Source organism: Mycobacterium gordonae, from assembly GCF_001417955.2.
GTDB lineage: Bacteria > Actinomycetota > Actinomycetes > Mycobacteriales > Mycobacteriaceae > Mycobacterium > Mycobacterium gordonae_B.
The window spans coordinates 14,661-28,333 of sequence record NZ_LKTM01000267.1 but is presented as its reverse complement, the minus strand read 5'-3'; the positions used below and the strand labels follow the sequence as shown (position 1 = coordinate 28,333).

Genomic DNA, 13,673 nt, shown 5'->3' with positions numbered 1-13,673 from the left:
CGGCCAGCCATCCAAGTAGCGTGCATGGGTATGACCGCTTCCCAGCTCAGCGACGATTACACCGGACATGTCGAACCGGGCACTGCGGCCCGACGCACGCTGCCCGGAGCGACGATCGTGAAGGCCTCGGTCGGCCCGATGGACAACAACGCTTACCTGGTCACCTGTTCCGCGACCGGAGAAACCCTGCTGATCGACGCCGCGAACGACGCCGATGTCCTGATCGACCTGATTCGACGGTACGCGCCGACGCTATCGCTCATTCTGACCAGCCACCAACACTTCGACCACTGGCAGGCCCTGGAAGCCGTGGCCGAGGCCACCGGAGCGCCGACCGCCGCCCACGAGATCGACGCGGAGCCCCTTCCGGTCCGGCCGGATCGATTGCTGGCGAACGGCGACACGGTGCGGATCGGAGAGCTGACGTTCGACGTGATCCACCTGCGCGGACACACCCCGGGCTCGGTCGCCCTGGCGCTGGACGGGTCCGCGACCGGCGGGGTGACCCACCTGTTCACCGGCGACTGCCTGTTCCCGGGTGGCGTCGGCAAGACCTGGCAGCCCGGCGACTTCGAGCAGTTGCTCGACGACGTCACCACCCGGGTGTTCGACGTGTACGACGACTCCACCGTGATCTATCCCGGCCACGGTGATGACACGGTGCTGGGCGCCGAACGCCCGCACATTCAGGAGTGGCGCGAGCGCGGCTGGTAGTCCAGGGTCTCAGGTGGTGTGCACGATCAGCACATCGACCTTGGCCTTGCGGGAGACGTTGGCCGGGACCGAACCCAGCAGCCGGCCCGCGATCGTGCTCAGACCGACGTTGCCGACCACCAGCAGGTCTGCCTTCTCCGACTCGGCGAGCTGCACCAGCGCGTCCACCGGGGCACCCTCGATGGCCCGCTCCTCGACGTTCTTGGCGCCGGCGTTGTGTGCCCGCTCCTTGGCGTCGTGCAGGATCTCGTAGATCGGCCCGGTGCCGGTGACCTTGTAGCTCTCGCTCTTCAGGGCGTCGACGGCGCGAGCGTCTTCGTGCTGCGGCAGATATGCCGACGCGATGATCAGTTTGGCGTCCGACCCCGCGATCGCAGCTGCCCTGTCTACCGCGCGCATCGACGAATCTGAGCCGTCAGTCCCTACGACCACGGTTTGATAGGCGCTCATTTACCCTCCCAGGTGTCGGTTTCCGCCAACCCCAGACCCTATCGCGTTGCTGGACGTCGACGGGAGAGGTTTGCGGCGCGGGTCACGTTCAGACCGCCGTACACATAAAGTTGAAAACAATCATGTCTGTGTCAATCGTCGAAAATCCCGTGGCTGACGACGCCGAACCGGCCGCCACGGCACATCCGCGGGGCCGCATCCTGGACCCGTGGGTCGTCGCGACGCTGACGGCCGTCATCAGCGCGGCCTGGGCCGGCCGGCCGTCGCTGTGGTTCGACGAGGGCGCGACCATCTCCGCTTCGGCAAGTCGCACGCTGCCGGAACTGTGGAAACTGCTGGGTCACATCGACGCCGTGCACGGCCTCTACTACCTGCTGATGCACGGCTGGTTCGCGGTCTTTCCACCGACCGAGTTCTGGTCGCGGCTCCCCAGCGCGCTGGCCGTGGGCGCCGCCGCCGCCGGTGTGGTGGTGTTCGCCAAGCAGTTCTCCGGGCGCGGGACGGCCCTGTGCGCGGGCGCCGTCTTCGCCATCCTCCCGCGGGTGACCTGGGCGGGCATCGAGGCGCGCTCGTCGGCGCTGGTCGTGGCGGTGGCGGCCTGGCTGACGGTGCTGGTGGTCGCCGCGACTCGGCACAATCGCGCGCGGCTGTGGGTGTCCTACGCGCTGTTGTTGATGGTGGCCATCCTGGTCAACGTCAACATGGTGCTGTTGGTGCTGGTCTACGCCGCGGTCCTGCCGCTCATAGCGACGGCGGTGGCGCCCGGCCGGCCGCGCAAGTGGCCCGCCATCTGGCTAGGCGTGGCGTCGGGGGTTGCTCTCGGCGCGATGACGCCGTTCATACTGTTTGCCCACAAACAGGTGTGGCAGGTCGGGTGGATCAACGGGCTCAACCGGAACCTGTTCCTGGACGTCGTACACCGCCAGTACTTCGACTACAGCGTCCCGTTCGCGATTCTGGCCGGCGTTCTGGTGCTGGCCGCCGCCGTGTTGCGGTTGGCCGGCAAGGCTCGGACCGAGAACGGCGCGGGCCGATTGCGGCTCGTCAGCGCCCTGTGGGTAGTGATTCCCACCGCGACCGTCTTGATCTATTCAGCCGTCGGCGAACCGATTTACTATCCGCGCTACCTGATATTCACCGCTCCCGCCGCGGCCGTCGTGCTCGCGGTCTGCATCGTCGCGATCGCCCGCAAGCGCTGGCAGGTTGTCGCGCTCGTGGTGGTCCTGGCCGGCGCGGCCTTCCCCAACTACTACTTCACCCAGCGCGGTCCATACGCCAAGGAGGGCTGGGACTACAGCCAGGTCGCCGATGTGATCAGCGCCCACGCCTCGCCGGGTGACTGCCTGCTGGTGGACAACACGGTTCCATGGCGGCCCGGCCCCATCCGCGCCCTGCTGGCGAGCAGGCCCGCCGCATTCCACCCGCTGATCGACGTCGAGCGGGGGTTTTACGGCCCCAAGGTCGGTGCGCTGTGGGACGGCCACGTCGCGGTGTGGCTGACGACGGCGAAGATCAACAAATGCCCGGCGCTGTGGACGATCACCAACCGGGACAAGTCACTGCCGGATCATCAAGTCGGACAGACGTTGCCGCCGGGCACGGCATTCGGGCGGGCACCGGTGTATCAGTTCCCGAGCTATCTCGGCTTTCACATCGTGGAACGGTGGCAGTTCCACTACTCCCAGGTCGTCAAGTCAACCCGCTGAGCGCCGGTCCCGGTGCGTCGCCTGATAGGACGCGAGGAAGCCGAGCGCGGCCAGCGCCGTGAACACCGAGAACAACCAGCGCGCTGAGGTCACCTCACCGCCCGGCGCGGTGTTGACCACCACGCCGGCCAGACCTGCGCCGAAGGCCCCGGAACTCAGCTGGATGATGTTGATCGCGGCGGCCGCGGCGCTGCTTTCGGCCGGGTCGTCGACCGCCGTCATCGCCCGCACCGCGAGGTGCGGCCACGCCATCCCGATGCCTGCGCCGGTGATCAGCAGAGCCAGCGCCCAGATCGCGACAATCCCGAGCGGGGCGTACGGGCGCTGGGTCGCCGCGCCCAGCGCCAGGCCCGCCGCCATCACCAGGGGCGCGGCCGCGACGACATGACCGATCACCTGACGGTTGGTCAGCGACGCACTGGCGATCTCTCCGATGGTCCACCCGGTGGCCAGTGCTGCGCCGAGAAAACCCGCCTCCACCGGGCTGAGGTCAGCCAGTTGCTGGCCGAACAGCGGCACGTAGGTGTTGGCCATCGCGGCGACCATCTGCACGGCCATCGTCAAATAGATCCATTTCAACGGACCGGGGCCGAACACGCTGCGCGGCAACACCGCAACGTGCATGCGCCAGTCGACGAACAGAAAGACGGCGACCAGCAGCACCGCGGCGGCCAGCAGCCCCAGCGTCTGGACGAGGTAGTGCGGAAGCGCCGCGACGCTGACGGCGAGCGCGGCGGCTCCCATCAGCAGTAGCGACCAAATGGGCACCGCCCGGTTGGGCGACTCTTCTTGCGAATCAGTCTGTGCTGTAACGACTTTCAACACCAGCACGGCCATCAGCGCGGCCGCCAGGCCCATCGCGACGAAAGCCCATCGCCACCAACCGAACTGAGCGAATATGCCGCCCGCGGTGGGCCCGATCAGCGTGGCGACACCCCACATCGTCGACACCAGCGCCGAACCACGGGTCCACAGGTGGCGCGGCAGCGCGGTGTTGATCAGCGCGTATCCCAGACCCGCCAACAGGCCGCCGGCCACACCCTGCAGCATGCGCCCCGCCACCAGCACTTCCATGGTCGGCGCCAGCGCCGAGACCAGGCCGGCGAGCCCGAACACGGTGAGCCCCATCAGATAGGAGGATCGGGCGCCGACCCGCTGCAGCATCGGGTTGACGGTGGTGGCCGCGACCACCGAGCCGATCAGGTACAGCGTCGTCGCCCAGGAGAACAGCCGGTCACCGCCGATATCGGCGACGATGCTGGGCAGCATGCTGACGGTGAGGAACTCGTTGGTGGCGTACAGCGCAACGCCACCGGCCAATACGGTGCAGGTGCCCAGGTGCTGTCCGAGCAGCTCACGCCAGCTGCCGGTCTCGCTGACCGTCTCCGTCACTCCTCCACCGTAAGAGGTGCAGGTTCGTCAGGGGCGCAACTCGGCTGCTGGTGGCGTCGAGCGACGCGCGGTGCGAGTCGCCCGATAGGAGGCCAGCACACCGAGCGCCGCCAGCACGGTGAAGACCCCGTACAGCCAGCGCGCCTCCATCAACTCGCCTCCGCTGGCCGAGTTCACCACGACACCCGCGAGTCCGGCGCCGAAAGACGCGGAGATCAGTTGGACGGTGTTGATGGCCGCGGCTGCCGCGCCGCTCTCCGAGGGATCGTCAACGGAGTCCATGGCACGTGCCGACAGATGCGGCCAAGCCATCCCGATGCCAGTTCCGGCGATGAGCAAGGCCAGGGCCCACACCGCGATCAGGCCGGACGACGCGTCGGCACGTTGGGTGACGGCACCGAACGCGAGCCCGGATGCCATCAGCAGCGGCGCGACCAGGACGACGCGGTTGATCACCCGGGGGTTGGTCAGCGAAGCGCTGGCGACCTCGCTCAGTGTCCATCCGACCGCCAACGAGGCGCCGAGGAAACCGGCCGCAACCGGAGTCAGGTGCCCCAGCCGCTGACCGAACAGCGGCACATAGGTGTCGACCATGACGGCCATCATCAGCACGGCCAGTGTCAGGTAGATCCACTTCAGCGGCCCGGTTCCGAACACACTGGGCGGCAGGACGGTCGCCCGGCTGCGGCGGTCGACGAGGACGAACGCCGCGACCAGCAGCACGCCCACCACGAGCAGTGCGCCGATCGCTGCGGAATTGTGCGGTAGCTGGGCGACGCTGACTGCCAACGCGGCCGCGCCGACCAGCAGCAGCGACCCGACCGGTACCCGGAGCGCAGGGGCTGCCGGTTCGTCCTCGACGGTTGCGATGGCCGCCAGCACCGCCGGAACCAGAATGGCCAGCAGCGCCGCGAGGACGGCCATCGCGCCGAAAGCCCAGCGCCACAGGCCGAATTGCGCGAACAAACCACCCATCGCCGGCCCGACCACCGTCGCGACGCCCCACATCGCCGAGACCAGCGCCGAGCCGCGCGTCCACAGTTCGCGCGGCAGCGCGGCGTTGATCAGCGCGTAGCCCAGCCCGGCCAGGGTGCCGCCGGCGATCCCCTGCAGGGTGCGTCCCGCGATCAGCACCTCCATGGTCGGGGCCATCGCGCAGGCCACGCTGGCCACCCCGAAAACGGCCAGCCCCAGCAGAAAGGACGAGCGCGCCCCGAAGCGGCGCAGGATCGAGTTCACGGTGGTCGCCGCGACCACGGATCCGACCAGGTAGAGGGTGACCACCCACGCGTACAGACGGTCGCCGCCGATGTCGGCGATGGTGCTGGGCAGCAGGCTGACGGTCAGGAATTCGTTGGTGGCGTACATCGCGACCCCGCCCGCCAGCACCGTGGATGTGCCCAGGTGCCGGCCGAGCAGCTGACGCCAGCTGCCGGTCTCGCTCGTCGTCTGCGTCACTTCAGACCGGCGGCGTCCATCCCGCGCAGCTCCTTCTTCAGGTCGGCGATCTCATCGCGGAACCGGGCGGCCAGCTCGAACTGCAGGTCGCGCGCGGCGGCCATCATCTGCGCGGTGAGGTCCTTGATCAAGTCGGCCAACTCGGCGCGCGGCATCGTGGAGGTGTCGCGCCCCTCGATCACACCGGCGCTCACGGCCCGGCCGGGCTCGCCCTGCGCGCGCCGGCCGCGGGAGGCGTTGCGTCCCGACCCGCCGATCTCCACGTCCGTGTCGTCGGCCTCGCGGTAGACCTGGTCGAGGATGTCGGCGATCTTCTTGCGCAACGGCTGCGGATCGATTCCATTGGCCTCGTTGTAGGCGATCTGCTTCGCGCGGCGGCGCTCGGTCTCGTCGATCGCCTCTTTCATCGAGTCGGTGATCTTGTCGGCGTACATGTGCACTTCGCCGGAGACGTTCCGCGCGGCACGGCCGATGGTCTGGATCAGGCTGCGCACCGAGCGCAGGAAGCCCTCTTTGTCGGCGTCCAGGATCGACACCAACGACACCTCAGGCAGGTCCAGGCCCTCGCGCAGCAGGTTGATGCCGACCAGCACGTCGTACTCGCCGAGCCGCAGCTGGCGTAGCAGCTCGACCCGGCGCAACGTGTCGACCTCGGAATGCAGGTAGCGGACCCGGATACCCATCTCCAGCAGGTAGTCGGTGAGGTCCTCGGCCATCTTCTTGGTGAGGGTGGTTACCAGAACCCGCTCGTCGCGCTCGGTGCGTTTGCGGATCTCGCCGATGAGGTCGTCGATCTGCCCCTTGGTCGGTTTGACGACGACCTTCGGGTCGACGAGGCCGGTCGGGCGGATCACCTGCTCGACGAACTCACCGCCGGTCTGGCTGAGCTCGTAGGGCCCCGGCGTGGCGGACAGGTACACCGTCTGCCCGATCCGGTCGGCGAATTCCTCCCAGGTCAGGGGGCGGTTGTCGACCGCCGAGGGCAACCGGAACCCGTATTCGACGAGGTTGCGCTTGCGCGACATGTCGCCCTCGTACATGCCACCGATCTGCGGCACGGTGACGTGCGACTCGTCGATGACCATCAGGAAATCCTCGGGGAAGTAGTCCAGCAGGGTCGCGGGAGGCGAACCGGGGCCGCGACCGTCGATGTGGCGCGAATAGTTCTCGATGCCCGAGCAGAACCCGACCTGCCGCATCATCTCGATGTCGTAGTTGGTGCGCATCCGCAGCCGCTGCGCTTCCAGCAGCTTGCCCTGCCCCTCGAGTTCGGCGAGCCGGTCGGCCAGCTCCTGTTCGATCGTCGAGATGGCCACCGCCATCCGCTCGGGACCGGCCACGTAGTGGGTGGCGGGGAAGATCCGCAGCGAGTCGACCTGGCGGACCACGTCACCGGTGAGCGGGTGCAGGTAGTACAGCGACTCGACCTCGTCGCCGAAGAACTCGATGCGGACGGCCAGCTCTTCGTAGGACGGGATGATCTCCACGGTGTCGCCGCGCACCCGGAACGAGCCGCGGGTGAACGACAGGTCGTTGCGGGTGTACTGGACGTCGACCAGCAGCCGCAGCAGCCCGTCGCGCGGCACCTCCATCCCGACCTGCAGCTCGACGGAGCGGTCCAGATACGACTGCGGCGTGCCCAGGCCGTAGATGCACGACACCGACGCCACCACCACCACGTCGCGGCGGGACAGCAGGCTCGAGGTCGCCGAGTGCCGCAATCGTTCGACGTCGTCGTTGATCGAGCTGTCTTTCTCGATATAGGTGTCGGTCTGCGCGATGTACGCCTCTGGCTGGTAGTAGTCGTAGTACGAGACGAAGTACTCGACCGCGTTGTGCGGCAACATCTCTCGCAGTTCATTGGCCAGCTGGGCGGCCAGCGTCTTGTTCGGCGCCATCACCAGGGTGGGCCGCTGGAGGCGCTCGATCAGCCAGGCGGTGGTCGCCGATTTGCCGGTGCCGGTGGCACCGAGCAGCACCACGTCGCGCTCCCCCGCCCTGATCCGGCGCTCGAGCTCCTCGATGGCGGCAGGCTGGTCGCCGGCGGGTTGGTGCGGGCTGACCACCTCGAAGCGGGCTCCGGAACGCACGACCTCGTCGACAGCGCGGTATTCCGAGTGGGCGAGTACTGGGTGTTCGGTGGCGAAAGCCATAGCACCAGGGTAGAACCAGCCACCGACAAGCTTTGTTCCGCGCGGGAAGGCCGCCGGGTCAGCTGTGTCGTGCCCACACCCGGGTGACCGGGTTGCACTCGATCAGGTAGCCGTCGCTGGATGCGGACATGGCGAAGACCGGGATGTCCGGTCGGTCACACGAACTGCCGGCGGAGTGCACCCCGGTCGTGATCGGCGCCTTGCTCCACACGCCGCCCTCGCAGACGACCTGCTCATTACTGGTCTGGTCGTAGCCGAGCTTGTCCACGGCGCTGCAACTTCCGCCCAGCACGGGCGGCATCGGACGGGTGGCAGGCGTGGCGGTCGCACCCATCACCCGCGCCGGGTCGGCGAGAGGCAGGTTCGGGGGCACGTCACCAACCCGCGTCGCGACCACCGGTACTCGCAGCACCGCACCCTGGGCGCCGCATTCGTTGCTGCCGACCGTCTCGGTCTGCACGCCGCGCAGGGTGCCGTCGGACTGCAGTGCCAGCGACAGCGCCACCGTCTCCTGCTGGGTGTTCTGCCCTGTCTTATTCGCCTGATGACAGCTGATCCGTATCTGCTGGGAGGCTCCCTGCCAGTAGCCGGCGGCGAATTTCAGGGTGTCGGTCTCGCCGCCGTCGGTGGTGTCAGCCACCTGATGAGTGGCGTCGTCGAGCCGGACACCGGTGGCGGCGCACCCGCCGGACGTGCAGACCGAACGGAACGCCCACCAGTTGGTGGTACCTCCGTCGTGGCGGATCGGGGTGCCGTTGGTAGTGCGCTTGGCCCGGTTGAGGTCGAGCCGGTAGATGCCGTCGAGCACCCTGCCGGACGGTGCGGTCACCGCCGCGGAAGGCGCCGGCGCGGAAGGCGCGGGCGCGGCCGGCCGGGCGGCCAGGGCAGGGTTGGGCTGGGACGGGTCGGGCTCGAAGCTGTACAGCGTCGACCAGGTCGCCGCTACGGCGATCAGCACCGCACAGACCAGGGCGGCCGCCATCCGGACGCGGGGCGGGATCCGGCGGACCCGGACGCCTGGGGCGGGCGCCGGCTCGGGTAGATCGGTCGCACCGGCTTCATCCGAGCCCGCACGGACCGCGGCGGCGAACATCCGGCACCGCTCGAACCGATCCTCCGGATCCTTGGCCAGCGCTCTGGCGAACACGTCATCCAGGCGGGCCAGATCCGGACGATGGTCGCTGAGCCGGGGCGGCGCGTCGTGCAGGTGCTGGCTGATGACCGCGACGGGGTTGGCGTTGCGAAATGGCGGCGCACCGGTGAGGAGGTGAAACGCCGTGGCGGCCAGCGCATATTGGTCGGCGCGCCGGTCGATGTTGGAACCCGCCAGCTGCTCGGGCGCCGCGTAGGCGACGGTTCCGACCGCGACGTTGGTCTGGGTGATTCCGCTGATGTCCGCGAGGTGACGCGCAACACCGAAGTCCGCCAACAAGATTCGGCGCTCCGGGCCGTGCGGGTCAGCTTCGGGGTGGGTGAGCAGGATGTTCGCGGGTTTGACGTCGCGGTGCAGCAGCCCACGGTCGTGGGCGTAATCCAGCGCTCCGGCAACGGCGTCGAGTATCGCGGACACATCGCCGACCGGCATTCCCTGCGGGTGAGCCTCTCTCACCAACCGCGATGCGTCGGTGCCTTCGACGTAATCCATGGAAATCCAGAGCTGGCCCTGGAATTCGCCGCGGTCGTGCACGCCGACGATGTGCGGATGCCACAACGTCGCCGCGAGATCGGCCTCCCGGTTGAATCTTTCGCGGAACTCGGTGTCCGCGGTGATCGCCTCGGCAAGCACCTTGATGACGTCACGGCGGGGCAACCTCGGATGCAGCGCGAGGTACACCTCGGCCATCCCGCCGGCGCCGAGCTGCCGCAGGATCGTGTAGCCGGCGAACGACGCGCCGCGGGCCATGCCCGGCCGACCCGAGGTTTCGGGTGCGGACCCGGACGCGGGGACCCGGCGCCGGCGGTGCGTGACCGTTGTCACAAGCCCGCGACCGGCCCTGAGCCCGGCCCTGAGACGCCGGGTGGCGCCTGCTCGTTCTTCCATCCGCAAAATCCCCTCCTCCATTGGCATGATGCATGAAAAGCATTGGCGCAGGACGGGATGCAAGCTATGAAACAGCTATGTATGGCGGCACGGGACACATAGGAACGTCACAGCTGGGACACAACCAGCAACGTGCGAGCGGGCTAATCTAGGAGTGGTGAGTCGACCAACCCCGCCGGCCCTGACGATTCGGCACGACGGGTCCCAACGTTCCTTCGCCCCCGGCTATGAGGTGGTCGTCGGGCGCGATCTGCACGCCGATCTCCGCATCCCGGACCCGCGTATCTCCCGCGCGCACCTGATCCTGCGCTTCGACCAGGGCCGCTGGCTGGCGATCGACAACGGCTCGCTGAACGGCACCTACGTCAACGGTTACCGGATGCCCGTCGTCGACATCCACGACGGCCAGAGCATCAACGTCGGCAATCCCGCCGGGCCGAGGCTCACCTTCGAGGTCGGGCGGCAGCGGGGGCCGGCAGGCCGGCCCCCCAGCACCTTCAACAATGGGGCCCGTCACGAGAGCGGGCCGCCCACCCTGGCATGGTCGGTGAGCCCACCGCGTCCGGCGCCACCGCCGCCCAACGGGCGTCCAGTCCCGCCGACGCCCAGGCGCCCGGCGCCCCCACCGATGCCGCCCGAGGAAGTCACCACCGTCAACGCCGGGCCCCCGCCCGCCGAACTGACGGTCATCGACGCCAAGTCCGCGGACGTATCGGGCCTGGCCACGCGGATGGTGAGAATCCTTTCGCCGCGCTCGGGCGCGATCTCCGGGGCCCCGAAGTCGACCGGCGCCATCACGATCGGCCGCGCGAACGACAACGACATCGTCGTGTCCGACGTACTGGCCAGCCGCCAGCACGCGACCCTGCGGACCACACCGCTGGGCACCGAGATCCAAGATCGCAGCGTCAACGGCACTTTCGTCAACGGCACCCGGGTAGGGTCGGCGATCCTGTCTCAGGGTGACGTGGTCACCATCGGCAACGTCGACCTGCAGTTCAGCGACGGCACACTTATTCCGCGCAATGAAACCGCAAGCCGCACCGGTGGTCTCGAGGTACGCGGGGTCGACTACACCGTCGACAACGGCAAACAGCTGCTGCACGGCATCTCCCTGACCGCCCGCCCCGGAACGCTGACCGCTGTCATCGGCGGGTCGGGTGCCGGAAAAAGCACACTGGCCCGGCTCGTCGCCGGGTACGCCCGCCCGAGTAAGGGCTCGGTCAGCTTCGAAGGTCATGACGTACACGGGGAGTATGCGTCGTTGCGCAGCAGGATCGGCATGGTCCCGCAGGACGACGTCGTGCACCGGCAGCTGACCGTGCACCAGGCGCTCGGTTACGCCGCCGAGCTCCGGCTACCACCGGACACCAGCAAATCCGACCGCGCCCGGGTGGTGGCCCAGGTTCTCGAAGAACTCGACCTCACCAAACACGCCGACACCCGGGTGGACAAGCTCTCCGGGGGGCAGCGCAAACGGGCATCGGTGGCGCTCGAACTGCTCACCGGGCCGTCGCTGCTCATCCTCGACGAGCCGACGTCGGGCCTGGACCCCGCCCTCGACCACCAGGTCATGATGATGCTGCGCCAACTGGCCGACGCCGGCCGGGTGGTGATCGTTGTCACTCACATGCTGTCCTACCTGGACATCTGCGATCAGCTGCTGCTGGTGGCACCTGGGGGTAAGACGGCGTACTGCGGTCCGCCCGACCAGATCGGCGGCGCGATGGGCACCACCAACTGGGCCAAGATATTCAGCCAGGTGGGTGCCGACCCGGCCGAAGCCAACCGCCGATTCCTGGAACGCAGTCAGTCACAGGAACGGCCCGGGCCGGACTCGGCCCCCGCTGACCTGGGTGAACCGGTCCACACCAGTGTGCGCCGGCAGATCTCGACCGTCGCCCGCCGCCAGGTTCGGTTGGTGGTCGCAGACCGCGCCTACTTCGTGTTCCTGGCACTGTTGCCGTTCATCCTCGGCGCCCTGTCGCTGACGGTGCCCGGCTCGAACGGATTCCGGGCGGTCGGCGAGCACGGGGGCACTCCGGACGAATCCGCGCAGATCCTGAACCTGCTGCTGCTGGCCGCGGCATTCATGGGCACCGCCCTGACGATTCGCGACCTGGTCGGTGAGCGGGCGATCTTCCAGCGCGAACAAGCGGTGGGTTTGTCGACGACGGCGTACCTGCTGGCCAAGACGGCGGTCTTCTGCGTCTTCGCGGTGCTGCAGGCCGCGATCGCCAGCGCCATCGTCGTCATAGGCAAGGGTGCACCCACCCGGGGCGGGTTGGTGCTGGGGCACGGGAACGTCGCCGCCACCTTCGAGTTGTTCTTCACTGTGGCCGCTACCTGCGTGGCCTCGGCGCTGCTGGGCCTGGGCATCTCGGCGGTGGTCCGTTCCACTGAACAGATCATGCCGCTGTTCGTGGTGTCGATCATGGCGCAGCTCGTGCTGTGCGGCGGAATGGTGCCGGTAACCAATCGGATTGTGCTGGAACAGGTTTCTACGGTAGTCCCGGCACGGTGGGGCTATGCCGCGGCCGCGTCGACGGTCGATGTGCGGTCTCTGGTGCCCGGGTCGCTGGTCCCGCAGGACAGGTTCTGGCAGCACACGTCCAAGATCTGGTTGCTGGACATGGGCATGCTGGCCGCGCTGTCGGTGTTCTACGCCTGCTTTGTCCGCTGGAAATTGCGTCTTCGTAGGTAAAGTGACTTCATCCATCCTCCGAAGCACGAGACGTTCGACCTGATCGCCCGCACCAACACCGATCCGAAGGGCATCGTGCGGGCGGTTGACCAGTACGCCGTGCATCCGTGGGGTCTCTATCTGGCTCGCCCGACACCGGGCCGTGAGCAATTCCACTACCTGGAGTCCTGGCTGCTGCCGTCGCTGGGGTTGCGCACCACGGTGTTTCACTTCAACCCGGGCCATGAGCGCGACCACGACTTCTACCTCGACATCGGTGAATACACACCCGGCCGCACGGTGTGGCGATCGGAGGACCACTACCTCGACATCGAGGTGAGCACCGGTAACGGCGCGAATCTGGCCGACGTCGACGAGTTGTTGGACGCCGTGCACCAGGGACTGCTGAGTCAGGACGTCGCCGAGCTGGCGATCCGGCGCGCCGTCACAGTCGTTGATGGGTTGGCCCGCAACGGATATGACCTGGCCGGTTGGTTGGCAGGCAACGGCATGACGCTCACCTGGCGTGACGCGTAGGGCGAAAGTGTAATCAGTTCAACAGTTTTCCGGACCAGCGCCCGGGTATGCAACTGTTATGTCGTTAACCAACTATGAGCAAGGCGGCCGACATCGACGACAGCGCCGCGCTCCTGTTGACGGACCGTGCTTCGTCGTTCAGCACCGACTGGCGCGCGGCGACCACTACGACTTCCGGCTGGAAATCGACGGAGTGCTGGTGTCGTGGACCATATCCGACGGCCCGTGGGTGAGTCCCGCGGATCAGCGGATGGCCCGGCGCACCGAAGACCATCCCCTTGACTATGCGACTTTCGAGGGTGTGATCCCCGAGGGCCGGCACGGCCCCGACAGCGTCATCGTCTGGGACCACGGCACGTACGCCAACGGAACCCAGCACGACATGTCCAAGGGCCTTGCCTGCGGCCATGTTTCGTTCGACCTGCGGGGCGACAGGATGCGCGGACGCTACGCCATGACCCGGATCCGCGAGGGTGCCGAGGAAACGTGGCTGCTGGTCAAACGCCGCGACGAGAGCGCGCACAGCCTTTCCTGACATG

General features: G+C 67.9%; 10 protein-coding genes. 5 read left to right on the top strand and 5 right to left on the bottom strand.

What is annotated here, in order from left to right; genetic code table 11:
* Positions 1 to 30 precede the first annotated feature (30 nt).
* Positions 31 to 714, top strand: coding sequence for an MBL fold metallo-hydrolase (locus AO501_RS18870; RefSeq protein WP_055579182.1), 684 nt, complete (start codon positions 31 to 33; stop codon positions 712 to 714).
* A gap of 9 nt (positions 715 to 723) precedes the next feature.
* Here AO501_RS18870 and AO501_RS18865 read toward each other — a convergent pair whose 3' ends face one another.
* Positions 724 to 1,164 carry a universal stress protein gene (locus AO501_RS18865; protein ID WP_055579162.1) on the bottom strand — a complete coding sequence of 147 codons (441 nt, stop codon included), beginning with the start codon at positions 1,162 to 1,164 and terminating at the stop codon, positions 724 to 726.
* A 122-nt stretch (positions 1,165 to 1,286) separates the two neighbouring features.
* Here AO501_RS18865 and AO501_RS18860 point away from each other — a divergent pair, with 122 nt between their 5' ends.
* Positions 1,287 to 2,870 (top strand): glycosyltransferase family 39 protein, encoded by a 1,584-nt coding sequence (locus tag AO501_RS18860; protein ID WP_055579161.1) that lies wholly within the window; start codon positions 1,287 to 1,289, stop codon positions 2,868 to 2,870.
* Here AO501_RS18860 and AO501_RS18855 read toward each other — a convergent pair.
* The 4 genes from AO501_RS18855 to AO501_RS18840 are packed head-to-tail and all read right to left on the bottom strand — an operon-like array spanning position 2,859 to position 9,914.
* Entirely contained in the window at positions 2,859 to 4,262 is a 1,404-nt protein-coding gene (locus AO501_RS18855) for an MFS transporter (protein WP_055579160.1), read from the bottom strand. The two genes, AO501_RS18860 and AO501_RS18855, sit on opposite strands and share 12 nt — an antisense overlap.
* A 27-nt stretch (positions 4,263 to 4,289) precedes the next feature.
* Entirely contained in the window at positions 4,290 to 5,720 is a 1,431-nt protein-coding gene (locus AO501_RS18850; protein WP_055579159.1) for an MFS transporter, read from the bottom strand.
* The gene (gene uvrB / locus AO501_RS18845; RefSeq protein ID WP_055579158.1) at positions 5,717 to 7,873 is read right to left on the bottom strand and encodes an excinuclease ABC subunit UvrB; all 2,157 of its coding nucleotides are present in this window, start codon (positions 7,871 to 7,873) and stop codon (positions 5,717 to 5,719) included. Before uvrB ends, AO501_RS18850 begins: the two co-directional genes overlap by 4 nt.
* 58 nt (positions 7,874 to 7,931) lie before the next feature.
* Entirely contained in the window at positions 7,932 to 9,914 is a 1,983-nt protein-coding gene (locus tag AO501_RS18840) for a serine/threonine-protein kinase (protein WP_055579157.1), read from the bottom strand.
* A 157-nt stretch (positions 9,915 to 10,071) separates the two neighbouring features.
* Between AO501_RS18840 and AO501_RS18835 the strand changes: the two genes are divergently transcribed.
* The 3 genes from AO501_RS18835 (at position 10,072) to AO501_RS18825 (ending at position 13,669) form a co-directional block, all read left to right on the top strand.
* On the top strand, positions 10,072 to 12,618 hold the full coding sequence (locus AO501_RS18835; protein ID WP_082658719.1) for an FHA domain-containing protein: 2,547 nt from the start codon (positions 10,072 to 10,074) through the stop codon (positions 12,616 to 12,618).
* A 75-nt stretch (positions 12,619 to 12,693) separates the two neighbouring features.
* Positions 12,694 to 13,134 carry a DUF402 domain-containing protein gene (locus tag AO501_RS18830; protein WP_055579155.1) on the top strand — a complete coding sequence of 147 codons (441 nt, stop codon included), beginning with the start codon at positions 12,694 to 12,696 and terminating at the stop codon, positions 13,132 to 13,134.
* 58 nt (positions 13,135 to 13,192) lie between these two features.
* Positions 13,193 to 13,669 carry a DNA polymerase ligase N-terminal domain-containing protein gene (locus AO501_RS18825; RefSeq protein ID WP_055579154.1) on the top strand — a complete coding sequence of 159 codons (477 nt, stop codon included), beginning with the start codon at positions 13,193 to 13,195 and terminating at the stop codon, positions 13,667 to 13,669.
* Positions 13,670 to 13,673: the final 4 nt, after the last annotated feature.